The organism is Pontibacter roseus DSM 17521 (assembly GCF_000373265.1).
GTDB lineage: Bacteria > Bacteroidota > Bacteroidia > Cytophagales > Hymenobacteraceae > Pontibacter > Pontibacter roseus.
In genome coordinates this window covers 789753-816609 of the sequence record NZ_KB890762.1, presented here as the reverse complement: position 1 = coordinate 816609, position 26857 = coordinate 789753, and the positions used below count along the sequence as shown (strand labels likewise).

The following is a 26857-nucleotide window of genomic DNA, read 5'->3' as shown; positions in this document are numbered from 1 at the left end:
TTTCTTTTATTTTTCTATATTTCCGAGTAATTCCACCTAATCAATTACACTTACGCTTACAGAATGGCAGAGTTAGAGCATAATTACAACGAAGACAGCATTCGCTCGCTGGAGCCGCGCGAGCACATTAGGCTACGACCTGGTATGTACATCGGCAAGCTGGGAGACGGCTCTTCGGCCGATGACGGTATTTACATCCTGGTGAAAGAGGTGATTGACAACTCCATTGACGAACACGTGATGGGTTTCGGCAAGACCATCGACATCAAGATATCGGACCACAAGGTGCAGGTGCGCGACTATGGTCGGGGTATACCTTTGGGCAAGGTGATTGACTGTGTGAGCAAAATCAACACGGGTGGCAAGTATGACAGCAAGGCCTTCCAGAAGTCGGTTGGTCTGAACGGTGTGGGTACCAAGGCGGTAAACGCCCTATCCAGCCACTTCCGTATCCAGTCGGTGCGCGATGGCAAGATGAAGGCCGCTGAGTTTGAGCGGGGCGTGCTGACGCTGGATTCTGAGTTGCAGGAAACAACACAGCGAAACGGCACCCTGACCATCTTCACGCCAGACGATACCATCTTCAAGAACTACCAGTACAACCCGGATTACCTGGAGAACCAAATCTGGAACTATGTATACCTGAATGCCGGCCTGACCGTCAACTTCAACGGCAAGAAGTTCTACTCCGAGAACGGCCTGCTGGACCTGCTCCGCAACAAGGCCGATGAAGAGAGTATGCGCTACCCCATCATCCACCTGAAGGGAGCGGACATTGAACTGGCGCTGACGCACGGCAACGACTATGGCGAGGAGTACTACTCCTTTGTAAACGGCCAGTACACCACCATGGGCGGTACGCACCTAGCAGCGTTCCGGGAGGCGATTGTGAAAACGATTCGCGACTTCTTCAAGAAAGACTACGATGCGGCCGATATCCGCGGCTCTATTGTGGGCGCCATCTCGCTGCGTGTACAGGAGCCGGTGTTTGAGTCACAGACCAAGACAAAGCTGGGCTCTATTGATATGGGGCCTGACGGACCAGCGGTGCGTGCCTATATCAATGATTTCATCAAGGAGAACCTCGATAACTTCCTCCACAGGAACCCGACCACGGCGGAGGCTCTGAAGAAGCGCATCGAGCAGAGTGAGCGGGAGCGCAAGGATATGGCGGGCGTGAAGAAACTGGCTAACCAGCGCGCCAAGAAAGCCAACCTGCACAACCGCAAACTGCGCGACTGCCGCCTGCACTTCAACGAAGACAAGCACGAGAATGCAGCCATCTCCACGCTGTTCATCACAGAGGGTGACTCTGCGAGTGGCTCCATCACCAAGTCCCGCAACGTGGACACAGAGGCTGTATTCAGCTTAAGAGGAAAGCCACTCAACTGTTTTGGTCTCAAAAAGAAGGTAGTATATGAGAACGAGGAGTTCAACCTGCTGCAGCACGCCCTCAACATAGAAGAAGGCCTGGAAGGACTGCGCTACAACCGTGTGGTAATCGCGACTGATGCCGACGTGGATGGCATGCACATCCGCCTGCTGCTGCTCACGTTCTTTCTGCAGTTCTTTCCTGATTTGGTGAAGAACGGCCACGTGTACATTCTGGAGACGCCGCTTTTCCGGGTGCGCAACAAGAAGGACACCATCTACTGCTACAACGAGACGGAGAAGCAGGCAGCCATCGAGAAACTGGGTAAGCGACCTGAGATTACCCGCTTTAAAGGACTTGGGGAGATATCACCGGACGAGTTCGGGAAATTCATCGGGGAAAACATCAAGTTGAAGCCTGTGTTCCTGCAGAAGGACACGACGATACAGAAAATGCTGAGCTACTACATGGGCAAGAACACGCCTGAGCGCCAGCAGTTCATCATCGAGAACTTGAAGATTGAGAAAGACATAGTAGAAGAGATTTATGCATAACGACGAACTGAACAACGAAGGTATAGAAAGAGAAGACGAGCTGGAGATTGCGTTCACCGACGGAGAGGAAGAGAAAATCCATAACGTAACGCCTGTCTCCGGACTCTACGAGAACTGGTTCCTCGACTATGCCTCCTATGTTATATTGGAACGTGCCGTACCCGCCATTGAGGATGGCCTGAAGCCGGTGCAGCGTCGTATCCTGCATGCCATGAAAGAAATGGACGATGGACGCTTCAACAAAGTGGCGAACGTCATCGGACAGACCATGCAGTACCACCCACATGGCGACGCTTCCATTGGAGACGCTATCGTGAACCTGGGTCAGAAGGACCTGCTCATTGAGACACAGGGTAACTGGGGCGATGTGCGCACAGGAGACAGTGCCGCAGCCGCGCGTTACATCGAGGCCCGTCTGTCTAAGTTCGCGCTGGATGTGGTGTTCAATCCACAGACGACACAGTGGCAGCTGAGCTACGATGGCCGCAAAAACGAGCCTGTGACGCTACCTGTGAAGTTCCCGCTGCTGCTTGCGCAGGGTGTGGAAGGTATAGCCGTGGGTCTTTCGACCAAGATAATGCCGCACAACTTCAAGGAGCTCATTAAAGGTTCTATTGATGTTTTGAAGGGTCGCAAGACTACGTTGCTGCCTGACTTTCCAACCGGAGGTCTGGTAGACGTGACCAACTACAACAACGGTATGCGCGGTGGACGCATCCGGGTGCGTGCTACCATCGAAAAGGTGGACAAGACTATGCTCATCATTCGGGATGTGCCTTATGGCATTACAACGACCGGTTTGATGGAGTCCATCGTGAAGGCGAGCGAGAATAACAAGATTAAAATCAAGAAGGTAGTCGATAACACGGCTGCCAATGTGGAGATACAGGTACAGCTTCCTCCCGGAGTGTCGCCTGACCTGACCATGGATGCGCTATATGCCTTCACGGATTGCGAGGTATCCATTTCTCCTAACACTTGCGTTATCATTGATGAGAAGCCGCACTTCATGAGTGTGGACGACCTGCTGCGCCTCTCTACCTTTAAAACCGTAGACTTGCTGAAGCGTGAGTTGGAAATCCGCAAAGGTGAACTGGAAGATAAGTGGCATTATTCGTCGCTTGAGAAAATCTTCATTGAGAACCGCATCTACCGCGATATTGAGGAGTGCGAGACTTGGGAGGCGGTTCTCAACGCGATAGACACTGGGTTGGATCCGTTCAAGCACCTTCTGCGCCGTGAGGTGAGCGAAGAGGACATTATCCGCCTGACGGAAATCAGAATCAAGCGCATCTCTAAGTTCGACTCCTTCAAAGCGGATGAGTACATCAAGAAGCTAGAAGAGGAAATGGCCGAAGTGGACGACAATTTGGCAAACCTGGTACGATACGCTATTGCTTACTTCGAAGGCTTGCTGAAGAAGTATGGCCAGGGACGTGACCGCAAGACACAGGTGAAAACCTTTGATGTAATTACTGCACAGAAAGTTGCGATAGCCAACCAGAAGCTTTACATGAATGCGAAAGACGGTTTCATCGGTACCGGATTGCGCAAAGACGAGTTCGTGTGCGACTGCTCTGACATGGATGACATCATCGTGTTCCGCAAGGACGGTAAGTTCATGGTGACCAAAGTGGCCGATAAGACGTTCGTAGGCAAAGACATCGTGATGGCCAGCGTGTACAACAAGAACGACGAGCACATGGTCTACAACATGATTTATGTGGATGGCAAGACCGGTGTATCTTTTGCCAAGCGATTCTCTGTCAAGTCTATCACCCGTGATAAGGAGTACGACCTGACCAAAGGCAACAAAAACTCCAAGGTGCATTACCTGACAGCCAACCCGAATTCTGAGTCAGAGGTGGTAACCATCACGCTAGCTCCAAACGCCTCTGCACGCAACAAAGTCTTCGACTATGACTTCGCTGAACTGATGATAAAAGGCAAAGGGTCAAATGGTAACACCGTGACCAAATACCCTATCAAGAAGGTGGTGCAGAAGAGCCTGGGTGACTCTACATTGGGTGGTCGTGAAATATTCTATGACGAAGTGATAGGCAGGCTGAACACGGAAGGACGCGGCCGTTATCTTGGCTCCTTCAATACAGAAGATACGATTCTGGTCATCTACGAAGACGGAACCTACGAGCAGACCTCCTTTGATTTGAGCAACCACTATACCGTAGAGAAAATCAAGGTGCTGCAGAAGTTCGAGCCGGAGCTAGTGGTGTCAGCCATATATTTTGAAGGCGAAAATAAAACCTATTATGTGAAGCGCTTCAAGATAGAGACCACGACAGTTGGCAAACGCTTTCCGTTTATACCTGAGACCAAAAATTCAAGACTTGAGGCCGTGTCCACGCATCCGGAGCCGCTAGCTACCATCTCCTTCAAGCGCGCACTGCGTGGAGAGAAGGAGACTGAGAAACTGCTGCTTAACGAATTCATTGATGTGAAAGGCTGGAAGGCAATGGGTAACAAACTCAGCTACTTCAAGATTTACGATGTGACGGTGCCTAAGCAGGAGGCAGTGGAACTGGAGGAGAAACCAAAGTCTAAGAAAGTTTCTACGAAGCGAGAAGCTGTCACCTTGCCTACCGAACTTTTAGAGTTGGCTGAGGCGGCCGCTAAGGCAAGTGGGACTCAACCTGTTACAGAAGAAGACGTACAAGAAGTAACGGAAGAGCAAAATGCAAGAAAAGTGCTGAAAGAGAAGAAGCAGTTGGATTTGTTCTAGATTTAGTCCTCTTTTTTTGCATAAGTTGTTCCAGAGCAATATATTAGGTTGCTTAAACTACTGTATGCAAAGAATCTGTAAGGCAATTTCTTTTATAATCGTGTTCAGTCTCCTGCTCTCTCCGTGTGAGGCAGCAGGGGATTCTGAACACGATTTGCTTTTAAAACGCGCCTCTGAGTTAAAGCAGCAGTACAAGGAAACAGAGGCCTTGGCGCTGTATGAAGAAATAATTTCCGCTGCTCCAGATAATTTTGAGGCCTTATGTAGCGCCAGTCTGCTGCACAACCGGATGGGCGAGCGCTATGCTGATGACAGCCGCAAACTCAACCATTTCAACCAAGCCAAGTCATATGCCCTTCGTGCCTATGAGATAGACTCTCTGGATGCGAATGCCAACTATGCGATGGCGCTCTCGCTGGTTTCCCTGGCCATGATGTCAGGGCCAAAGCAGCGCCTGGCGGTTACAAATCAGGTGAAGCACTATCTGGATGCCGCGCTTCGGCGCAATGCAACCCATGCCGATGCCTGGCATTTGCTTGGCCGTTGGTATTTCAAAATGGCTAACCTCAACTTCGCTGAAGTGGCAGCCGCTAAGATGCTATTTGGTGGGATAAGAGAGAAAGTGACCAATCAGGATGCCATCAGTGCCATTGAGGCTGCTATCACTCAGAACCCAAACAACTTGCAGTACTACTATGATTTGGCTTGCATCTTTCAGGAGATGAAAGACAAAGCAGCCTGCGCGTCTACCTTGCAGCGTGCCCTTTCCCTGAACCAAACGCTTCAGACGAAGGAGGAACTGGAACTGAGCAGGCGCTGCAAAATCATGTTGGATAGTCAGCAAAGGTAATCCGACCATAAACTGAAGCGAGAGGGCCTGCCACTGGAAAGGAGCAGGCCCTCTCGCTTTTTAAAGGTATAGCAGGGGGAGGTATCGTTATTTACCCAAATTATCCATAATTTAGCGCACTTGTATAGAAAAGTATTTTTTTGCGGATGATGTCACGGGTTTGCTGGTGGTGTGTGATGGCTGTGGTGCTCTGCTTTTCAGGCTGTATCTCTGAAGAGGATAGCCGTGAACGAATGGTAAACCTCGAGGCCGTGGTTGACAACCCAGACATTGAACTCGCCAATCTGAATGAGGCCATAGGCCGTTCAGGACGCGACGGCAGCCTCTATACAAGAAGAGCCATGGTGCTACTCCGAAAAGGGGAGCTGGAGCAGGCGCTGGAGGATGTGGACCAAGCCATTAGTCTGTCCAAGAGCGACCCAGCCAACTTCTTTGTGAAGGCGCAGGTGCTTTACCTGATGGGTAGGAGTGGAGAGGCGTTGCCGTTGGCATTGCAGGCCGCGCGAAATTCTTACCAGAGTTCCTCATTGTATGTGTTGCTGGCAGAGCTATACCTGCAGCGAAAAGCGTACGGACCTGCGAACCAGTATATCAGCAAAGCGCTCGAGTTGTCACCCACCAGTGAGTATGCCTTTTATTACAGAGGGCGCATCTTGGAAGAGACCGGTGACACAGCGAAAGCACTGCGAAGCTATAGGCTGGCCTTGGAGCAGAACCCGGATTTCATGCACCCTCATCGGGAACTGGCAGGGCTATACCTAGCCAAGAACGAAGTGCAGTTGGCTAAGCCGCACCTGCAGCGGGCAGAGCAACTGGCACCTGACGATGCGATGCTTTGGTATTACAAAGGGCTTTTGCTAATCCAGGCACAGAAGAAGGACAGTGCCTTCTACAGTTTTGGCAAGGCAGTGGAACTTGCAGATACCTTACATGCGGCCCATTTTCAGCTTGGGTTGTTGCATCACGGCAACGGTGATTACAATGCTGCACTAGCGCATTTGGAAATGGCTGAGCCAAGGTATGGCGACAACATCCGTTACCTGACCACCAAAGGCAGCAGCTATGAGCGGTTAGGGGATAACCAGACAGCGTTGCAGTTGTATCAGCGTGCTGTGGCCGTTGCACCCAACCATACAGCGGCACAACAGGGTATGGCCAGGCTGAGGTATAGAATAGAGAGACCAAGACCTGTACTAGACAGCATGGCTGTCCGGCAGCGGGACTTATTTACACAATAGCTAAGATAAAACATGATTAACATCACACTGCCAGACGGCTCTGTGCGCCAATATGAAAAAGGCGTGACAAGCTATGAGATTGCATCCAGCATCAGTGAGGGCCTGGCCCGGAATGTGCTGGCCGCGAAAGTGAACGATTCGGTATGGGATCTTTCACGCCCCATTGAGGAAGACGCGCGCGTGCAGCTGCTCACCTGGAATGATGATATGGGAAAGAACGCCTTCTGGCACTCCTCGGCTCACTTGTTGGCGGAGGCACTGGAAGAGCTATACCCTGGGGTAAAGTTCGGCATAGGACCGCCCGTAGAGAATGGCTTCTATTATGACGTGGATTTGGGTGACAGGCATTTCTCCCAGGACGACTTCGCCAAAGTGGAGCAGAAAATGCTCGAACTAGCCCGTAATAAAAGTGAATTCCAGCGCCGCGAGGTTTCCAAAGACGAGGCCATTGCCTATTTCACTGAAAAAGGGGATGAGTACAAGCTGGACCTGATCAAAGACCTGGAGGACGGTACCATCACCTTCTATACACAAGGCAACTTTGTGGACCTATGCCGAGGACCGCACATCCCGAACACCGGGATTATCAAGGCGGCTAAGCTCATGAACGTGGCCGGTGCCTACTGGCGCGGCGACGAATCCAGAAAGCAGCTCACCCGCATCTACGGCGTGACCTTCCCGAAGCAGAAGGAGCTGACAGAGTACCTGGAGCGCCTGGAGGAGGCTAAGAAGCGTGACCACCGCAAGCTGGGTAAAGAGTTGGAATTGTTCGCCTTCTCTGAAAAGGTAGGTATGGGCTTGCCGCTGTGGTTGCCAAAGGGCACCCTGTTGCGCGAGCGCTTGGAGCAGTTCATGCGCAAGGCGCAGGTAAAGGCCGGATACCAGCCGGTTGTTACTCCGCACATCGGCAGCAAGGAGCTTTACGTGACTTCGGGCCACTACGAGAAGTATGGCGCGGATTCATTCCAGCCAATCAAGACGCCTAATGAGAACGAAGAGTTCTTATTGAAGCCGATGAACTGCCCACACCACTGCGAAATCTATAAAACACGGCCGCGTTCTTATAAAGAGTTGCCGGTACGGCTGGCAGAGTTTGGCACCGTTTACCGCTACGAGCAGAGTGGTGAGCTGCATGGCCTGACCAGGGTAAGAGGCTTCACCCAGGACGACGCGCACATTTTCTGCCGTCCCGACCAGGTGAAAGAAGAATTCATCAAGGTGATTGACCTGGTACTGTATGTCTTCAAGGCCTTGGGCTTCGAAGACTATACCGCCCAGATTTCGCTGCGCGACCCAGAGAACAAAGCCAAGTACATAGGTACCGATGAGGTATGGGAGAAAGCCGAGAGCGCCATCATTGAGGCGGCCGCCGAAAAAGGCCTTCGCACCGTAACCGAGTTGGGCGAGGCTGCGTTTTACGGTCCTAAGCTTGATTTCATGGTGCGCGACGCGTTGGGCCGCAAGTGGCAATTGGGAACTATTCAGGTGGATTATAACTTACCAGAGAGATTCCAGCTCGAATACATCGGTGCCGACAACGCCAAACACCGTCCAGTGATGATTCACCGTGCGCCTTTCGGCTCGTTAGAGCGCTTTGTGGCGGTTCTGATTGAACACTGCGGCGGAAACTTCCCACTGTGGCTGAGCCCGGAGCAATTTGCCATACTTCCCATCTCGGAGAAATACCAGGATTTTGCACAGCAGGTATACGATGCGCTGCAGCAGGAAGACATCCGTGGCTTCGTAGACAACCGCGACGAGAAAATCGGCCGCAAAATACGTGATGCCGAAGTGGGCAAAGTGCCCTACATGCTGATTGTAGGCGAAAAAGAGCAGGAGGGCAATGCAGTCTCTGTGCGCAAACACGGCGAAGGGGACTTGGGCACGATGGCAGTGGAGGAGTTCATCCAGCTGTTCAAGGACAAAGTTGCCGGAATGTTGAACAATTAAGAGGAGATATTTTTTTCTTGATAGATTAATTGCGATATTCGCAGCCTAATTGTAGAAACTAAATTAAGGAGGTAAGACTATAGCTACTCAAAACAGGCGCTACATCCCACGCGGAAAAGTGGAGGAGCCATACAAAGTCAATGAGAAAATAACTGCCAGAGAAGTCCGGTTAGTTGGTGACAATGTAGAGCAGGGTGTGTTCTCTACTCGGGACGCACAAAAAATAGCAAATGAGCAGAATCTGGACCTGGTCGAGATTTCGCCGACCGCTAATCCACCGGTATGCCGTATCATCGACTACTCGAAATTCAAGTACGAGCAGAAGAAAAAGACGCGGGAGCTGAAGGCGAAGGCTCAGAAAGTAGTCATCAAGGAAATCCGTTTCGGCCCTAACACAGATGACCATGATTTTGAGTTCAAACTGAAGCATGCCAAGTCTTTCCTCGAAAGCGGTTTCAAGATAAAGTCGTATGTGCACTTTGTCGGCAGAACCATCGTGTTCAAGGAGAGGGGTGAGATTCTGCTTCTTAAGTTTGCCCAGGCGCTTGAGGATGTGGCGAAAGTAGAGCAACTGCCTAAGCTGGAGGGAAAAAGGATGTTCCTGATTCTTGCTCCAAAGGTGGCAGCGCCTCCTAAAAAGTAATTTGTTTAATTAATTATATACCCATGCCAAAAGTTAAAACTAAATCTGGTGCAAAGAAGCGTTTTTCTTTGACAGGTACTGGCAAAATTAAGCGCAAGCACGCTTACAAAAGCCACATCCTGACCAAGAAGACGACAAAACAGAAGCGTAATTTGACACATGCTGGCCTTGTTAGCACTGCTGATATGGACAGAGTGAAGTTGATGCTTCAAATCTAATTTCACAATTAGACGGTTAATTTATTAGTACGAACCCGGTGTCTGGTCTTTTGAAGATTGTCATAATCACCAGCCGCTAAAACTTTAAAGAAATGCCTAGATCGGTAAACGTCGTCGCAGCACGACACAGGAGAAAAAAAATGATGAAAATGGCCAAAGGTTACTTTGGCCGTCGCAAGAATGTCTGGACAGTTGCAAAAAACGCAATTGAAAAAGGTTTGCTTTACGCTTACCGCGACAGAAAAGCGAAAAAAAGAGATTTCCGTGCCCTTTGGATTCAGCGTATCAACGCTGGCGCGCGTGAGCATGGCCTGTCTTACTCTCAGTTGATGGGTGCCCTGAAAAAGGCGAATATCGACCTGAACCGCAAAGTACTTGCTGATTTGGCGATGAACCACCCAGAGGCTTTCAAAAGCATCGTTGAGAAAGTAAAATAATTTGCTTCCTACATATTATAGCAAGAGGCTTGGCAATGCGCCAAGCCTCTTTTGTTTTGTAGGCCACTGTTAGACCGATTTGCTGCCCCCAGCTCTCCATTGATGGATGCTATACCTGATTATTTATTCTAATCTCGAAGCTCATCCTGTACTATTGTGTGTTAGTGGACTTTGCTTCTAATGCTGATTAGAGAAGGTCTTTAGAGGATATCTAGCTTGATATTTAATGCATAGTTCTTCGCAGGTATAGGTATAGGCATGACTTCAGCTTGAGAGGCCGTATGAAGGAGGATTGTACGGAAATGCAGGCTATACTGCTGGAAGGAGGGAAGAAGCCTTGGACAATAAAAAAGCCCAGGATATACATCCAGGGCTCTGTAGCGGGGAGCAGAATCGAACTGCCGACCTTAGGGTTATGAATCCTACGCTCTAACCATCTGAGCTACCCCGCCGAATTGTGGTGCAAATATAGCTGATAAATTTCGAAGAAAGCAACTGCAAATGCATAAAAAAATATTTTGTTTTCCTTATATTTAAGGAATCGGAAATAAATACTATACTTACTCAGACACTTACAATACGTGATAATGAAGGCAACCAAGACGAAATTCATATGTGAGTACCCCATCAATGCCTCTGCCAAGCTACTATACCCATACTTGAGCACGGCGAGCGGGCTTTCGCAATGGTTCTGCGATGACGTGCTGGTAGACGAAGACAAGTTGTTCAACTTTGTGTGGGACGGCCGCAACCATTATGCGGAAATGACGAGCCACCGCACCAACCGCTCCGTGCGCTTCCTTTTCCTCGACAACAACAAGCACCATGCCTCTGACGCTTCCTACGTGGACTTCTCCATCGAGTCAAGCGAGCTGACGCAGGAACAGTTCCTGAAGGTGATTGACTATTCCGAAGAGGAGGACGTAGAGGAGCTGTCTGAGCTTTGGGAGCATTTGCTGCAAAAGCTGCGGGAAATAGTGGGAGGTTAACCCGTTCTTACACACGAACTGCTTATCTTTGCACGATTTTTGGGACCCGGGTGTTAAGTGAAAATACTCGGGCATCATTGCTGCCCCAATGCTATCAGGCTCACATGAAGAAACTAGATAAGCTGATATTACGGTCTTTTGCCGGTCCTTTCCTACTGACGTTCGCCATCGTGGAGTTCATTCTGCTCACGCAGTACATGCTCAAATACCTAGACGAACTCGTTGGCAAGGACTTAGGTATAGAAGTGTTTGCTGAGCTGTTGTTCTACTTCAGTATCAATATGGCGCCCATGGCCTTGCCGCTCGCGGTGCTTCTGTCGTCGTTGATGACCTTCGGCACCATGGGAGAGCACCATGAACTGACTGCCATCAAAACCTCAGGTATAGCACTCCCGCGTATACTCCGTCCTGTTGCCTTCGTGGTTATTGCCATCTCCATTGGTGCCTTCTTCTTCAACAACTACACTGTGCCGAAGGCTAACCTGAAGGCGTACAGCCTGCTTTGGGATATCCGTCAAAAAAAGCCTTCTATGAACTTCAAGGAAGGGGCCTTTTACAATGGTCTACCTGGGTATAGCATCAAAATCAACGAGAAGCTCAACGACGGCAAGACGCTGCGCGATATCATGATTTACGACCACTCGAAGGGCGGCACCAACACCACCGTCATTCTGGCTGACTCAGGCAAGATGTACACCGAGTATGACGACAATTACCTGGTCCTGGAGCTTTTCAAAGGCCAGACCTACGTAGACCAGAACGACGGTAGTTTCCGAAGTTCATCGGAGCAGTTCGTGCGCGAGAAATTCGATGCGAGCAAAATCATTTTCAGCCTGTCGTCTTTTAACCTCGATAGGACGCGCGAGGAGCTGTTCTCTGACAACAAGATGATGAAGAACATAGACCAGCTAGCAACTGTCACCGATTCGTTGCGCCGCTACAATGTCCGTGAGAAGGCTATGTATGCTCCCAATGTAGACCCGTTCTACCTGTACTTCAAGGCGGATACCGGGGATGTGAAGAATGGTCTGAAGCTAACCGGCAAGGTGTTGGAAGAGGAGAAAGAGATAGCGCCCTTGACTGCAGATGTGCTATTGGCGGCTACTACCAAGGCCCGGAACGTGAAAAGTTTCACTTCTAGTTACTTGGAGCGGGTGAATACGCTGGCACGCGATGCCAATAACTACGAAATTGAAATCTGGCGCAAGTATACCCAATCAGTTTCCATCCTGATTATGTTCCTGATTGGTGCGCCTTTGGGAGCTATTATCAAGAAAGGCGGCCTTGGCGTACCGGTTCTGATATCCATCATTTTCTTCATCGTGCTGTACGTGCTGGCCATACTAGGGGAGAAGTGGGCGCGTGAGGGGCTGCTGCCGGTAGGTATAGGTATGTGGGGAGCCAATGCTATCCTGCTGCCCATCGGTTTGTTCTTCCTGTACCAGGCCCGGAACGACTCCAGCCTGCTGGAAGTAGACTTCTGGCGAAAGTTGATGACCCGTCTCAAAAGGAATAAAATGTAGTGCTGGGGCGAAAGAACAGTGTGCATTTTATTTTTTAATATAGATATTTTGTATAACTTTGCGGCTTATACAAGTATCTATCCTCGAAAATAATAGATTGATATTTTTTATACGCAATGAAATTAACTACTGAAGCGAAACAAGAAATTTTTGAAAAGTACAGCCTGACTAAGTCTAAGACTGATACAGGTTCTGCCGAGGCTCAGATTGCGCTGTTCACCACACGCATCGCTGACCTGACAGAGCACCTTAAAATTCACAAGAAGGATTTTGGCACTCGCCTTGGTCTTCTTAAACTGGTAGGTAAGAGAAGAAGACTTCTCAACTACCTGCAGAAAAACGACATTGAGCGATACAGAGCCATCATCGGTGAGCTAGGTATACGTAAATAAGCTTTTTAGTGCATTAGGGAATTTCTTACAGGGATTCCCTAATTTTTTCAGTACCATTCCTTTCCCTTCCTCTTTGCCAGTACCTGACAGTGGCCGCAATTGGCAGCCCTGTCTTTGTTGATGCTAAACAATAATTGAAGATGTCTTATAACGCAATAACCAAAACAATCTTTCTTCCGGATGGCCGGGAGATAACAATCGAAACTGGTAAACTAGCCAAACAGGCTGACGGCTCTGTAGTAGTGAAAATGGGTAACACCATGCTGCTGGCAGCCGTTGTCTCTAACAAAGAAGCCCGCGAAGGGGTTGACTTTCTGCCTCTTTCCGTTGACTACCAGGAGAAGTTTGCCTCTTCTGGCAAAATTCCAGGAGGTTTCCTGAGAAGAGAGGCCAGACTATCTGATTACGAAATTCTTATATCTCGTTTGGTGGACCGTATCCTGCGACCTATGTTCCCGGGAGACTATCACGCCGAAACGCAGATGACTATACATATGATTTCAGCTGACGCGGAAATCATGCCGGATGCCTTGGCTGCGCTGGCTGCTTCGGCTGCCCTCGCTGTCTCTGACATCCCTTTCAACGGACCTATCTCTGAGGTGCGTGTGGCCCGCATTGACGGCCAACTGATTATCAACCCGAAGGTTTCTGACCTGCAGCGTGCCGATATCGATATGATAGTAGGTGCCTCTATGGACAGCGTAGCCATGGTGGAAGGTGAAATGAGCGAAGTGTCAGAAGAGGAGATGCTCGAGGCGATTGCTTTCGCACACGAAGCCATTAAAGTACAGTGCCAGGCGCAGATGGAGCTTGCCGAAATGGTAGGCAAACTGCAGAAACGCGAATACTCCCACGAAACACATGACTCTGAGCTGCGTGAGAAGGTATACCAGGCCACTTATGCCAAAGCCTACGAGGTAGCCAAAAGAGGCAGAGCGAACAAATCAGAGCGTAAAGAAGGATTTGCCGCTGTGTTGAACGAGTTCGTGGAGTCGCTGGGTGAAGACCATGGCTATGACATGGGCTTGATTAAGACCTACTACCACGATGTGGAGAAGGACGCCGTACGTGACATGATTCTGAATGACCGTGTACGTCTGGATGGCCGTCAACTAAATGAAATCCGACCTATCTGGTCTGAGGTGAACTACCTGCCAGCTACGCACGGCTCCGCTTTGTTTACGCGCGGTGAGACTCAGTCTTTGACTACGGTGACCCTGGGTACTAAGCTGGATGAGCAGATGATTGACAGCGCCATGGTGTCTGGCACGAACAAGTTCCTGTTGCACTACAACTTCCCTGCCTTCTCAACGGGTGAGGTGAAGCCAAACAGAGGCCCTGGCCGTCGCGAAATCGGTCATGGTAACTTGGCCCTGAGAGCGCTTAAGAAAGTGCTTCCACCGGATGCAGAGAACCCATATACTATCCGTATCGTGTCTGATATTCTGGAATCTAACGGTTCATCTTCTATGGCGACCGTATGTGCCGGTTCATTGGCCCTGATGGATGCAGGTGTTCCTGTTAAGGACGCCGTTTCAGGTATAGCCATGGGTTTGATTACTGACGAGAAGACAGGCAAATTCTCTGTTCTTTCTGACATCCTGGGTGATGAAGACCACTTGGGCGATATGGACTTCAAAGTGGCTGGTACCCGTAAAGGCATAACTGCTTGCCAGATGGACATCAAAGTACAGGGCTTGTCTTACGACGTGCTGAACCAGGCACTGGCGCAGGCCAGAGAGGGTCGTCTGCACATTCTCAACGAGATGAGCAAAACCCTTTCTTCTCCAAACCCTGACTACAAGCCACACACACCACGTTCCTTCAACATGGTGATTGACAAAGAATTCATTGGTGCCGTTATCGGACCAGGTGGTAAAGTGATACAGCAAATCCAGAAGGATACGGGCGCTACTATCATTATCGAGGAGAAGAACGAGAAAGGCCATGTGAATATCTTCGCGAGCGACCAGGACTCCATGAGCAGCGCGGTGAGCAAAATCAAAGGTATCGTAGCCCAGCCTGAGATAGGGGATACCTACATTGGTAAAGTGAAGTCTATTCAGCCTTACGGTGCCTTTGTGGAGTTCATGCCTGGCAAAGATGGCTTGCTGCATATCTCTGAGATTAAGCACGAGCGCCTGGAGACAATGGAAGGTGTACTGGAGATTGGTGAAGAGGTGAAAGTAAAGCTTATCGATGTCGACAAGAAGACTGGTAAGTTCAAGCTTTCGCGCAAGGCCATCCTGCCTAAGCCTGGCGCTCCAGAGCAGAACTAAGATAACTATCAAAAGCTCCTGATGCCCGTTCCGCATAGGCGGGGCGGTGTCAGGAGCTTTTGCTTTTGCATTACAGGCGTTGGCTCTTGATTTTATTCGCAATAAGTAAGAACTTTGCGCGATTTTCTGATGTTACCACTCCGAGCCCGAAATTAAGATTTTCACATTTTTGCATTAATATTATACTCTGATGAGACAACTCAAGATAAGCAAACAGATTACCAACCGTGAAAGCCAATCGCTTGATAAATATCTGCAGGAGATTGGTAAAGTTGATTTGCTTACGCCAGATGAAGAGGTGTCGTTAGCACAGAGAATTAAAGAGGGAGATCAGTTTGCGCTTGAGAAGTTGACGAAAGCTAACCTGCGTTTCGTGGTGTCAGTAGCCAAGCAGTACCAGAACCAAGGCCTATCTTTGGGCGACCTTATCAATGAAGGAAACTTGGGTCTGATTAAGGCTGCCAAGCGCTTTGATGAAACAAGGGGTTTCAAATTCATCTCTTACGCCGTTTGGTGGATTCGTCAGTCAATCCTGCAGGCATTGGCTGAGCAGTCGCGTATCGTGCGTCTGCCGCTTAACCGTGTTGGTTCCCTAAACAAGATTTCCAAATCATTCTCAGAACTGGAGCAGAAATTTGAGCGCGAGCCGTCGCCGGAGGAGATAGCGGAGGTACTGGAGCTAACAACAGCCGAGGTAGTGGATACGCTGAAAATCTCCGGACGCCACGTGTCAGTGGATGCCCCGTTTGTGCAAGGCGAAGAAAACCGTCTGCTCGACGTATTGGAAAATGAGGACGAAGAGTCACCTGACACGGGGTTGATGAATGATTCGCTTCGCAAAGAGGTACAGCGCGCACTTTCTACGCTTACCAAGCGTGAGGCTGACGTCATCACGCTCTACTTCGGGCTGAATGGCGAGCACTCGCTTACGCTGGAGGAGATAGGCGAGAAGTTCAACCTGACCCGTGAGCGTGTTAGACAAATTAAGGAGAAAGCCATCCGTAGGCTTCGTCACACTTCCAGAAGCAAAGCATTGAAACCATACCTAGGTTAAGTTGACCTAGTTGGAACAGAAAAGCCCTGGCCACGCTGCCAGGGCTTTTCTGTTATAGGGGAGTCCTCACCAATACAATTAACCGAGAAGGTATGCAGGCAGAGGATGAGATTTTTCGTATACTTGCAACCAAATTTCTTTTGCACCCAACACCAATGGAAATAGAAAGAGTAAAATGCCTTATCATAGGCTCAGGTCCGGCTGGTTACACAGCGGCGATATACGCTTCCAGGGCCGGTCTAAGCCCTGTTTTATACCAGGGACTCCAGCCAGGAGGCCAGCTGACCATCACCAACGACGTAGAGAACTATCCAGGCTATCCTGACGGAATCAATGGGCCGCAGATGATGGAGGACTTCAAGCGACAAGCCGAGCGATTTGGCACTGATGTGCGCTATGGCATTGCCACAGCCGTCGATTTCTCCTCACAGCCCCATAAAGTTACGATTGACGAACAAAAGGTGATAGAGGCCCATACGGTCATCATCTCAACGGGAGCCTCCGCTAAATGGCTAGGTATGGAGTCAGAGGCACGCCTGAATGGCAATGGTGTAAGCGCCTGTGCGGTTTGTGACGGCTTCTTTTACCGTGGACAAGATGTGGCTATCGTAGGCGCCGGCGATACGGCGGCTGAGGAAGCAACCTACCTGTCCAACCTCTGTAACAAGGTATACATGATTGTGCGCCGCGACGAGATGCGCGCTTCCACCATCATGCAGGAACGCGTGAAGAAGACACAGAACATCGAGATACTCTGGAACAGCGTGACGGACGAAATTCTGGGGGAAGACACGGTGCAGGGAGTGCGCGTACGGAATGTTTTGACCGATGATCTGCGGGAGATTCCGGTTCAAGGGTTCTTTGTGGCCATTGGCCACAAACCAAACTCTGACATCTTCGCCGATTACCTGAACCTGGACGAGAACGGGTACATCCGGACAATTCCGGGCACCAGCAAGACCAATATTGACGGCGTGTTTGCCTGCGGCGATGTGCAGGACTTCACCTACCGCCAGGCAGTGACTGCCGCAGGCTCGGGTTGTATGGCTGCGCTAGACGCAGAACGTTACCTGGCCGCACAGGATTTGTATTAAAAAGAAATGAGGGAAATTGTCTGGACTTGGCAAATTTGTGTTGCCTTAAGGGCATGCCCACAATAAAACGGCGCAGCTATAGTTAAAGAATGCGATATAGAGATTGAATCCATAGCGCTGCCATATTCCGATTCCAATGCTAAAGTTCAAAGCACCCATTTCAATTGCACTCTTTTTGCTCTGCTTGCTATGCGGAGCGGAAGGTGCATTTGCACAAGGGAGGGTGAAAGACCTGTTCAAGGTCAAGTCACCTAAGATTGACTACGTACGCCCTGACACTACCATCCTGATTAAGTACGAGGAGTTTCCGGATGATGAGTCTGATGCAGGCAAATCCATCTTCTTCAACCCCAAGAAGGAGTTGTCCATTGTGAGCGAGGATACCTCAGAACTGGACATGGGCGAGCAGCACATCGTGGAGGTGTCGGAGGAAGTGTTGATTGACTCCTCCTGGATTAAGATTGCGGGCTACTACGCCATCTGGGATACGCGCAACATCAACCCATACCGCATGGACGGCCGTCAGCTGAAAGACACGGTCGATATCACCTTGTATGACCCACGCGTCAAACGAGATTACAAGATGCCGCTGGAGAAGACACCTGTTACGAGTCGTTTTGGGCACAGGGGCTACCGTTGGCACTACGGCACTGATATTGACCTAAACACCGGCGACTCCATTTATGCAGCTTTTGATGGCGTGGTACGAATCAACAAGTGGGACGGCGGAGGATATGGCAACTACATCGTGGTACGTCATTACAACGGGTTGGAAACGCTTTATGGGCACATGAGCAAGACCATTGCCCAGACGGGTCAGTTTGTGAAAGCAGGTGAGGTGATAGGCTTAGGTGGTAGCACCGGCCGTAGCTCAGGTCCGCATTTGCACTATGAGGTGCGCTACCAAGGGAACCCGCTTGACCCAGAGTTGATGTACGACTTCCCGGACTACCTGCTGAAAGGGCAGAGCTTTGTCATTACCTCCGCCTTGTTCAATTACTACAACAAATCCAGGAGTTCAAGCAGTGGCAGCGCCCGCAAGGCGATGTACCACAAGGTGCGGAGCGGCGATACTCTCTCAGGTATAGCCAAAAGGTACGGCGTCTCAGTGAGCCAGATAACTAAACTGAATGGCATCAGTGCCCGTACCACTTTGAAGCTAGGGCGTTCCCTTCGCATAAAATAAAACGATACCCATGAAATTAGATATACTTGCTTTTGCGTCGCACCCAGATGATGTGGAATTGGGCTGTGCAGGCACCATTCTGGCCCACATAGCGGCGGGAAAGAAAGTAGGAGTAGTGGACTTGACGAGAGGCGAACTGGGTACCAGAGGCACGCCGGCTGAGCGAGTGGAAGAGGCCGAAGCCGCCGCCAAGATAATGGGACTCTCGGTAAGAGATAACCTGGGCTTTGCCGATGGCTTCTTCGCCAATGACAAAGAGCATCAGCTGCAGATTGTGCGGAAAGTGCGGCAGTACCAGCCGGACATCGTGTTGATGAACGCCTTGCACGACCGTCACCCGGACCATGGCCGTGGAGCCGCTGTGGTAGCTGAGGCCTGCTTTCTGTCTGGCCTTAAAATGATAAAGACACTTGGGGACAGTGGCTTGGAGCAGGAGGCGTGGCGACCAGGTGCCATGTACAACTTCATCCAGGACAGGTATATCACGCCTGATTTCGTGGTGGACGTGACGCCTTTTTGGGATAAGAAACTGGAAGCCATACGCGCCTTCCGGACGCAGTTCTTCAACCCGGACGATACCTCTCCGAACACCTACATCTCTTCCCCTGAGTTCCTGGACTTCATCGATGCACGTGCCCGCGAATATGGGCATGCCATTGGCGTGACGTATGGAGAGGGTTTCACCTCGGCTAAGAAAATAGGAGTGAGGAGCCTGTACGACTTGATTTAATTTGCCTTTATCATAAACAGCGAGGGCGCTGCAGGTATACCTGCAGCGCCCTCGCTGTTTATAGTCAAAATCGGCTTCTATTTCAGCCGGTTCTTTCGCCAATTGGAGCTGGTGCCATTGCTTGTGGCTGAGGCAGCTGTCACCTTCGGCTTGTTGTTTGTCAGCAGTAAGGCGGCGAGCGCTGCTACAATCTCTTCGGTTTCACCTGTCGCTTTATGCTCCAGTACGCTTGGGGTGAAGTAGCGCTCAATGAACTTCGTGTCAAAGTTTCCGGAAACGAAGGCCTCGTGCTGCAGCACATACTTTCCAAATGAAAGCGTCGTCTCTATACCTGTAATCTTGTACTCATCGATGGCACGCAGCATCTTGTCAATCGCCTCCTGGCGGTCCTTGCCGAAGGTCACCAGCTTGGCAATCATCGGGTCGTAGTAAATCGGGATGTCCATACCTTGCTCAAAGCCGTCATCCACGCGCACGCCCAGTCCTTGCGGGCGGATGTACGTCTCCAGGCGGCCTATGTCAGGCAGGAAGTTGTTGGTGGGGTCTTCGGCGTATACGCGCAGTTCCAGGGCATGTCCGTAAATCTGGAGATTTTCCTGGCGGAAGCTCAATGGGTTACCCTCCGCAATAAGGATTTGCTCCTTCACCAGGTCCAGACCTGTGATTTGCTCCGTTACCGGGTGCTCCACCTGCAGACGTGTGTTCATCTCCAGGAAATAGAAGTTCAGGTTCTCGTCCACGAGGAACTCCACGGTGCCGGCACCTACATAGTCGCAGGCCTTGGCCACATTGACGGCGCAGCGCCCCATCTCGTCGCGCAGTTCGGGCGTCAGGACAGCGGAAGGCGCCTCTTCAATCACCTTCTGGTGGCGGCGCTGGATGGAGCACTCCCGCTCAAACAAGTGTACGATGTTGCCGTGCGTGTCGCCCAGCACCTGAATCTCGATGTGGCGTGGTGAGCCGATGTATTTCTCGATGAACACGGAGCCATCGCCGAAGGCTGAAGTAGCCTCACTTACGGCGAGTTTCATCTGCTCTTCAAACACGTCCACGCTTTCCACCACGCGCATGCCTTTTCCGCCGCCACCGGCACTGGCTTTTATCAGAATAGGGAAGCCTACCTGCTGCGCGATTATCTTGGCCTCCTCCACGTTAGTGATGGCTTCTTCGGTACCCGGCACCATAGGTATGTCGTATTTGGCAACGGCAGCCTTGGCGGCGAGCTTACTGCCCATCAGTTCAATTGCCTCGGGCGTGGGGCCTATGAAAATCAATCCTGCCTCCTGCACCTGGCGCGCAAAGTTTGCATTCTCTGACAAGAATCCGTAACCTGGGTGAATGGCATCCACCTGCAGCCGCTTGCATACCTCAATGATGACGTCGCCGCGCAGATATGACTCGCTTGACTTGGGGCCACCCACACACACGGCCTCGTCGGCATAGCGTACGTGCAGGGCACTGCGGTCAGCCTCGCTGTAGATGGCTACCGTGCTGATTCCCATTTCTTTGGCTGAGCGCATGACACGCAGCGCAATCTCACCTCGGTTGGCAACTAGAATCTTGTTGATTTTTTTCATGCAGGGGCTAGGCTATATTTTCTTCAAAGAAACAGCATACGGGCCAAACTTAAAAATGAGTAGGTGAAAAAGGGGCCGCCGGAGTATTAGAAATTGTTTATGAATCTATAAAATGATAAATTTGCAGGCATTATACTTAGAACTGAATATATAGTATCACATACTACATAAAAACCTTAAATTATCCCTTAACTTAATTAAACACAAGGTGGATTTATTTGAAAAGTTGTTGACCAACAGAGGTCCGTTAGGCAGCCACTCACATTATGCGCATGGCTATTTCACATTTCCGAAGCTAGAGGGGGAAATCGCTCCGCGCATGAAGTTCAGGGGCAAGGAGGTTCTTACCTGGAGCCTTAACAACTACCTAGGACTGGCAAACCACCCGGAAGTTCGCAAAGCTGACGCTGAAGCCGCTGCCGCCTGGGGTATGGCTACGCCAATGGGAGCCCGTATCATGTCTGGTAACACCAATTATCATGAGCAGTTAGAGTCGGAACTCGCTGATTTCGTGCAGAAGCCGGATGCGCTGTTGCTGAACTTTGGCTACCAGGGTGTAGTGTCTATCATTGATGCACTGGTTGATCGCCACGACGTGATTGTGTACGATGCTGAGTCGCATGCCTGTATCATTGACGGTGTTCGTCTGCACCAGGGCAAGCGCTTTGTATACGCGCATAACGACATGGCTAGCCTGGAGAAGCAGTTGGAGCGCGCCACACGCTGGGCTGAAAACACTGGCGGCGCTATCCTGGTGATTACGGAAGGCGTGTTTGGTATGTCTGGTAACCTAGGCAAGCTGGACGAGGTGGTGAAGCTGAAGGAGAAATTCAACTTCCGCCTGTTTGTGGATGATGCGCACGGATTTGGTACCATGGGTAAGACCGGTGCCGGAACAGGTGAGCACTTGGGCTGCCAGGACGGTATAGACGTTTATTTCTCCACGTTCGCCAAATCCATGGCCAGCATTGGAGCCTTCGTTGCTTCAAACGAGCAAGTGGTGGAATACCTGCGCTACAACATGCGTTCCCAGATTTTCGCCAAATCGCTGCCTATGCCTTTGACCATTGGAGCCATCAAGCGACTGGAGCTGCTGCGCACCCAGCCTGAACTGAAGGACAAACTGTGGGAAGTAGTACGTGCGCTGCAAAGCGGCCTGCGCGAGAAGGGCTTCAACATCGGAACTACGGAGTCTCCGGTTACACCTGTGTTCCTGAACGGCCAGATTCCAGATGCGACGCAACTGACGCTGGATTTGCGTGAGAACTATAACATCTTCTGCTCTATTGTGGTGTACCCAGTTGTACCGAAGGACGTGATTATGCTCCGCCTTATACCTACGGCTGTGCACACGCTGGACGATGTGAAAGAGACGATTGAGGCTTTTGAGAAGATTGCACAAAAACTAGATAAAGGTCTATACTCTAAGTCGACTGTAACCGCCTAGATTGCTTGTAGGGGCTATATTAAAGTTTGCTAATCTTTGCATGTTATCATTTAATGTGTATATTAGAGCAGTAAAAACAAATGTTTCACTATAATAATAGCACCAATGAACAACAACTTTAGCAAACTCAAGGACTTGGTTATGTCGCTGGAATCTGACTTCGAAAAGTTCTATGACAAGAACAATGCCGCTGCTGGTACTCGTGTACGCAAAGGTATGCAAGACCTGAAGAACATGGCGCAGGACATCCGTAAGGAGGTTCAAGACATGAAAAACACCACTACTGAGAAGAAATAAGCAGCTCTTTAGACAAGACAAATAAAAAAGGTGGACCGTAAAGTCCACCTTTTTTATTTGTAACCCCCCTGTTTATCTGTTAGTTAACAGATATAAGATAATAGTTCTTCTTGCCTTTCTGTACCACCAGGTATTTCTGCTGCAGGAGCTCGAATTTCACCTCTTCTTCCGGTCCCTGCACCTTTTGGCGGTTGATGCTCACGCCTCCGTTCTTTATCATGCGCTTGGCTTCCCCCTTTGATTCGAAAATCTGCCCGCCTGTAATGTCAGACAACAAATCGCTCACGGTCGCAGCCGTCTCGTAGTTGGTGCGTGTCACCTCAATATGCGGCACACCCTCGAAAACAGACAGCAAAACATCGGCTTGTAGGCCTTTTAGGGTCTCTAAATCGCCTTTTCCGAATAAAATTTGTGAGGCATCCACAGCAGCCAGGTAGTCTTCTTCGGAGTGCACGCGAATTGTAACATCCTTAGCCAGGGCTTTCTGCAGCACGCGTAGGTGCGGTGCCTGTTTGTGCTCTTCGGTTAGGCTTTCTATCTCCTCTTTAGGGAGCAGAGTGTATACCTTGATTAGCTTCTCTGCCTCCTCATCGGAGAGGTTGAGCCAGAACTGGTAGAACTTGTATGGGGAGGTCAGCTTCGGGTCGAGCCAGACGTTGCCACCCTCTGATTTTCCAAACTTGGTACCATCTGATTTGGTCACCAGCTTTCCGACCAATGCATAGGCCTTGCCTCCGTCTATGCGACGAATTAGTTCTGTGCCAGTCGTGATATTGCCCCACTGGTCAGACGCGCCCATCTGCAGACGTACCCCTTTGTTCTTGTACAGGTGGTAGAAATCGTAGCCCTGGATGAGCTGGTAAGAAAACTCAGTAAAGGAGAGGCCTTCGGCGCGGTCACCTTCCTCGTCGGCGCTGATGCGCTTCTTAACCGAATCCTTCGCCATCATATAATTCACAGTCAGGTGCTTGCCCACCTCGCGCAGGAAGCCCAGGAAGCTGAACTCCTTGAACCAGTCGTAGTTGTTGACAATTTCAGCAGAGTTAGCGCCGCTGTTGAAATCGAGGAATTTCTCGAGCTGGCGGCGTATACCTTCCTGGTTTGCATTGAGAGTTTCTTCATCCAATAGATTGCGCTCGGCTGATTTGCCGGAAGGGTCGCCAATCATACCGGTGGCACCGCCAACCAAGGCAACTGGCTTATGGCCTGTGCGCTGCAGATGCACTAGCAACATGATTGTGGCCAGGTTGCCGATGTGCAGGGAAGAGGCCGTCGGGTCAAAACCGATATAGCCCGTCGTCATGCCGGATGCGAGTTGTTCTTCTGTGCCAGGCATGAAATCGTGGAGCATGCCTCTCCATCTTAATTCTTCTATCAGGTTCATGTACGCCTTGTTCGTCTATTCAGGGCAAATATAAAAAAGAGTTGGCAGATTCGTGGGGAAGCTGTGACATTGATGAGCATATGAGCCAAGAAACAGGAATCACAGGTATAGGCTGTAGTCCCATACCTAGAAGCAGTAGTCGCAGGCTTCCCACTATTTGGTGAGCCAGATGGACTCTACCTCCAGGCTGTGCGGCTTGGCGTAGTCCGCTGGGGTGGCGCCATGACCGATGCTGACTTCTATTTTCTCTGTCTGGTCCAGTCGCATGTCTCCAGGCTTGGCACGTTTAAACCAGAACGGATGAAAGCCAGGGTATGGCCGAGGCAGGAGCATGAACGCTGCTGGCTTGAAGCTGCTCAGCGGTATTTCTATCTCCTGCATTATATCTGACAATGGAACGGTAGCCGCATAGGCTGTGGCATCTGAACCAACCAACGTCACCCGCAACTGTTCCTTTCCTGCCTTGCTGGTCCGCGCCCTTATCACCAGCTTTTTGAAGTTACCTAGCTCTGATTTCCTTCCCATTAGTTTGTCTCCTATGTAGTATTGGAAGCCCATGACGTGCTCCGGCATGTGGAGGTCTTTGCTCGTCAGTTTCAGCACCAGTTGTCCGGGTTTCTCTGTTGTCACCAGCTGCCTTTCATCGCTGCGCCAGAGGTTGGGGTATACCATCAGGTTACGGTCTGTGGTGGCATTAAATAGCTGCAGGGCCGCGTTCTCAGCGGTTACAAATAGCTGCCAGTTGTCTGTCTGGTAATAGTCCCATGCAAAAGGGTCGCCCTTGTGGCCTCCGGGGAAAGTAGTGAAATCCTGTTCGCCTTTCTGCACCAGGATGCGGTAGTGGAGGAGCCCAGGCGACAAGATGTCTGCGGGTAGCTCAGCCGTATAGGTATAGGCGTCCTGTGGCTTCATCTCCACTGTCTTCCAGATGCCGGAGAGGTGGTGCAGGAGCAAGGACACTTTGTCCTCTCTGCCAATACCTGCGACTATAGCCTTTATACTTACTGGTTTGCCTGCCGTCACCTCAGGTATAGCTTCAATCGAAACGTGCTGCTCTGTGGAGCGGGACTGTGGGGCCACAAATTCGCTGAGCTGTAGATTTGCTACACCAGTTTTAGCGTTCCTCCGCTTCTTTCCGCCCTTCGTCAGCAGATACGTGCCCGGCTGAATAGTAAAGACTCCTTTGCTGGCCTGCGTTGAAAGTTGGTTTCCTTCGTTCAGCCCCTCCACTGTAAACTTATCACCCAAATCGGGAAGTCGTACCTGCATCGGGTGTGGCTGCCACTGTATGCGCACCACCTCCTTTTGGGGAGAGGCCTTGGCGAAGGGGTCGCGGAGGGGTATAGCATCCGGCATCACCTCCAATCGCCACACCCCATTCTCCAGTTTGTCCAGAAAGTAGGCTCCCAGGCCTTGGTACTGCACTACGGGAGAGCTTCCCACACCAGCAATACGCTGCAGTTTAGTCGCATTGGCAGGCTTCGTGCGGGTGGAGTTGGAGTAGTAGAATTCCTGCGGTGTGTTCATCTCACTCAGCTGTTCCTCATAGCTCACCCGGAACGCGCCGAATTTCGTGTTTTCTGGGTAGGCGCCGTAGCTCTTCAACCTAGGCAAGCTGTGAAAGGCTTTGGAGGCAATCATCAGGCTGATGGCTTTGGCGGGGGTATAGGCCAGGTTGACGTAGTGCGTCTGGTACTCGGTGTTACTGTAGGCGGTTGCCATGGGGTCATAAGCGAATTGGGTAGCCCACTGAAAACCCGCCTCCCGGAAGCTGCGGGCCATGGCTGGGTACATGATGGGGCTGGCGATGTCACCGGCATCAAACTCATACACCATACGTGCCTTACCGGCAAATTGCGGTATGGTGTCAAACGGAATGACGTATTTGTCTACGTGGGGCAGGTAATTGCCCTGTAGGGTGCGGTTGGCCACCAACCCGGTAGGGTACCACTGAAAACTCACGCCGTCAATATTGGCCTGTGAGACGGCATCCGCGTAGCGCGGCGATTCGCTGATGTTGTAGAAGATGGGCTTTGTCCAGCCAGTTTTCCGCATGACTTGCACCATGCGGTTCACATACTCCTTTGCGCGTTCCTTGGGGCCGGAATGGTGCGGCTCGTTGTTCACCTCGGCTGCTATCACGTCGGGGTCGTTCTGGTAGGTGAGCTTGGTATAGGGGTTGACGTGCCGGAAGAACTGCTCCAGGTACCGTTCCTGCGCCTGGAAAGCGGCTTCCTCGGTTACGGCCTTCTGCTTGCCATAGATGCTGGAAAAACTTCCGGTTTTGATGTCCGGCTCCGGATAACCGGGTCCCCAGAAGGCAATGGGCGTGATGAGGATTTTGATGTTGCGTTGTTTAAGCTTATAAACCAGGTAATCAAAGAGGCGCAGGTGCTCGTTTTCGAGCAGGTTTCCCACCGAATCGCTTATCTCCGTATCCCACACGTGCACCCGAAAAGCATCGAACCCCAGCCGGGCCATATGGTATACATCCTGGTCGATGGCCTTCTCCAGGTCAACGCCCAATGCCTGGTGGGAGCGGTAGCCATAGGCGAAGGGGACTGTATAGTTCAAGCCGAAGAAGTTCGCCTCTGCATTGCCTTTCTGCAAGCGCAGCACCCCCTGCTTATCGACATATACCGCGTTGGTGTTCTGGCCGAAGGAAGGTAAGTTCAGGCAAAGGAAGAGGATTGCAAAAAGTAAGGCTATACCTGTGGGTAGAGTTTTTCGCATATTAATGTATGGTTTAGATGTTGCTGTTTTACCCTCTGTGAATGTGTTCTATACCTGCTATACCTGACGTGTTGCCGATTATTCGAGTCAATTTGTATATGATTAGAAAGGCTATCCCGATTTCCTTAGGGGAAAACTCGAATAGCATTTAATTCTTTCATTTTGATGGC

At 50.6% G+C, this 26857-nt stretch carries 21 protein-coding genes and 1 tRNA gene; 18 read left to right on the top strand and 4 right to left on the bottom strand.

Annotated features, from left to right (window positions below; all coding sequences use genetic code 11):
* Window positions 1-63 precede the first annotated feature (63 nt).
* The 8 genes from B051_RS0110130 to rplT all read left to right on the top strand — a co-directional run bounded on the left by B051_RS0110130 (window position 64) and on the right by rplT (window position 10002).
* A complete protein-coding gene (locus B051_RS0110130; RefSeq protein ID WP_018478089.1) occupies window positions 64-1926 on the top strand; it encodes a DNA topoisomerase IV subunit B in 1863 nt (620 codons plus the stop codon).
* Window positions 1919-4666, top strand: coding sequence for a DNA gyrase/topoisomerase IV subunit A (locus B051_RS0110125; protein ID WP_018478088.1), 2748 nt, complete (start codon window positions 1919-1921; stop codon window positions 4664-4666). The genes B051_RS0110130 and B051_RS0110125 overlap by 8 nt, the downstream gene beginning before the upstream one ends.
* Window positions 4667-4820: 154 nt before the next feature.
* Window positions 4821-5516, top strand: coding sequence for a tetratricopeptide repeat protein (locus tag B051_RS0110120; protein ID WP_018478087.1), 696 nt, complete (start codon window positions 4821-4823; stop codon window positions 5514-5516).
* A gap of 233 nt (window positions 5517-5749) precedes the next feature.
* On the top strand, window positions 5750-6754 hold the full coding sequence (locus tag B051_RS0110115) for a tetratricopeptide repeat protein (protein WP_018478086.1): 1005 nt from the start codon (window positions 5750-5752) through the stop codon (window positions 6752-6754).
* A 12-nt stretch (window positions 6755-6766) separates the two neighbouring features.
* Window positions 6767-8704 (top strand): threonine--tRNA ligase, encoded by a 1938-nt coding sequence (gene thrS / locus B051_RS0110110; protein WP_018478085.1) that lies wholly within the window; start codon window positions 6767-6769, stop codon window positions 8702-8704.
* Window positions 8705-8822: 118 nt separating this feature from the next.
* A complete protein-coding gene (gene infC, locus B051_RS21145) occupies window positions 8823-9347 on the top strand; it encodes a translation initiation factor IF-3 (RefSeq protein WP_018478084.1) in 525 nt (174 codons plus the stop codon).
* Window positions 9348-9370: 23 nt separating this feature from the next.
* Entirely contained in the window at window positions 9371-9565 is a 195-nt protein-coding gene (gene rpmI / locus B051_RS0110100; RefSeq protein WP_018478083.1) for a 50S ribosomal protein L35, read from the top strand.
* Between the two features lie 92 nt (window positions 9566-9657).
* Window positions 9658-10002: a 50S ribosomal protein L20 gene (rplT, locus tag B051_RS0110095; RefSeq protein ID WP_033316774.1), complete on the top strand. Its 345-nt coding sequence runs from the start codon at window positions 9658-9660 to the stop codon at window positions 10000-10002.
* Between the two features lie 378 nt (window positions 10003-10380).
* On the opposite strand, the gene B051_RS0110090 is transcribed toward rplT, so the two are convergent.
* A tRNA-Met gene (locus tag B051_RS0110090) sits at window positions 10381-10454 on the bottom strand.
* A 135-nt stretch (window positions 10455-10589) separates the two neighbouring features.
* On the opposite strand from B051_RS0110090, the gene B051_RS0110085 reads away from it, so the two are divergent.
* The 8 genes from B051_RS0110085 to bshB1 all read left to right on the top strand — a co-directional run bounded on the left by B051_RS0110085 (window position 10590) and on the right by bshB1 (window position 19249).
* The gene (locus B051_RS0110085) at window positions 10590-10991 is read left to right on the top strand and encodes an START-like domain-containing protein (protein ID WP_018478081.1); all 402 of its coding nucleotides are present in this window, start codon (window positions 10590-10592) and stop codon (window positions 10989-10991) included.
* 104 nt (window positions 10992-11095) lie between these two features.
* On the top strand, window positions 11096-12514 hold the full coding sequence (locus B051_RS0110080; RefSeq protein ID WP_018478080.1) for an LptF/LptG family permease: 1419 nt from the start codon (window positions 11096-11098) through the stop codon (window positions 12512-12514).
* A 116-nt stretch (window positions 12515-12630) separates the two neighbouring features.
* On the top strand, window positions 12631-12906 hold the full coding sequence (gene rpsO / locus B051_RS0110075; protein WP_018478079.1) for a 30S ribosomal protein S15: 276 nt from the start codon (window positions 12631-12633) through the stop codon (window positions 12904-12906).
* Between the two features lie 140 nt (window positions 12907-13046).
* A complete protein-coding gene (gene pnp, locus B051_RS0110070; RefSeq protein ID WP_018478078.1) occupies window positions 13047-15185 on the top strand; it encodes a polyribonucleotide nucleotidyltransferase in 2139 nt (712 codons plus the stop codon).
* Between the two features lie 190 nt (window positions 15186-15375).
* The gene (locus B051_RS0110065; RefSeq protein WP_007656436.1) at window positions 15376-16239 is read left to right on the top strand and encodes a sigma-70 family RNA polymerase sigma factor; all 864 of its coding nucleotides are present in this window, start codon (window positions 15376-15378) and stop codon (window positions 16237-16239) included.
* A gap of 155 nt (window positions 16240-16394) precedes the next feature.
* On the top strand, window positions 16395-17333 hold the full coding sequence (gene trxB / locus B051_RS0110060; RefSeq protein ID WP_026236318.1) for a thioredoxin-disulfide reductase: 939 nt from the start codon (window positions 16395-16397) through the stop codon (window positions 17331-17333).
* 223 nt (window positions 17334-17556) lie between these two features.
* Window positions 17557-18519: a M23 family metallopeptidase gene (locus B051_RS0110055; RefSeq protein ID WP_245539605.1), complete on the top strand. Its 963-nt coding sequence runs from the start codon at window positions 17557-17559 to the stop codon at window positions 18517-18519.
* Between the two features lie 10 nt (window positions 18520-18529).
* Window positions 18530-19249, top strand: a complete 720-nt coding sequence (gene bshB1, locus B051_RS0110050) for a bacillithiol biosynthesis deacetylase BshB1 (protein WP_018478075.1) — start codon at window positions 18530-18532, stop codon at window positions 19247-19249.
* 77 nt (window positions 19250-19326) lie between these two features.
* On the opposite strand, the gene accC is transcribed toward bshB1, so the two are convergent.
* A complete protein-coding gene (accC, locus tag B051_RS0110045) occupies window positions 19327-20826 on the bottom strand; it encodes an acetyl-CoA carboxylase biotin carboxylase subunit (RefSeq protein WP_018478074.1) in 1500 nt (499 codons plus the stop codon).
* A 208-nt stretch (window positions 20827-21034) separates the two neighbouring features.
* Here accC and B051_RS0110040 point away from each other — a divergent pair, with 208 nt between their 5' ends.
* Both B051_RS0110040 and B051_RS0110035 read left to right on the top strand, forming a co-directional pair.
* Window positions 21035-22273 (top strand): aminotransferase class I/II-fold pyridoxal phosphate-dependent enzyme, encoded by a 1239-nt coding sequence (locus tag B051_RS0110040; protein ID WP_026236317.1) that lies wholly within the window; start codon window positions 21035-21037, stop codon window positions 22271-22273.
* Between the two features lie 105 nt (window positions 22274-22378).
* Window positions 22379-22570, top strand: a complete 192-nt coding sequence (locus B051_RS0110035; protein ID WP_018478072.1) for a histone H1-like protein — start codon at window positions 22379-22381, stop codon at window positions 22568-22570.
* A gap of 79 nt (window positions 22571-22649) precedes the next feature.
* Here the strand turns inward: B051_RS0110035 and tyrS are convergent, their stop codons facing one another.
* Both tyrS and B051_RS21140 read right to left on the bottom strand, forming a co-directional pair.
* Window positions 22650-23954 (bottom strand): tyrosine--tRNA ligase, encoded by a 1305-nt coding sequence (gene tyrS / locus B051_RS0110030; protein ID WP_026236316.1) that lies wholly within the window; start codon window positions 23952-23954, stop codon window positions 22650-22652.
* A 153-nt stretch (window positions 23955-24107) separates the two neighbouring features.
* Window positions 24108-26687 (bottom strand): cellulase family glycosylhydrolase, encoded by a 2580-nt coding sequence (locus B051_RS21140; protein WP_018478070.1) that lies wholly within the window; start codon window positions 26685-26687, stop codon window positions 24108-24110.
* Between the last annotated feature and the right edge of the window lie 170 nt (window positions 26688-26857).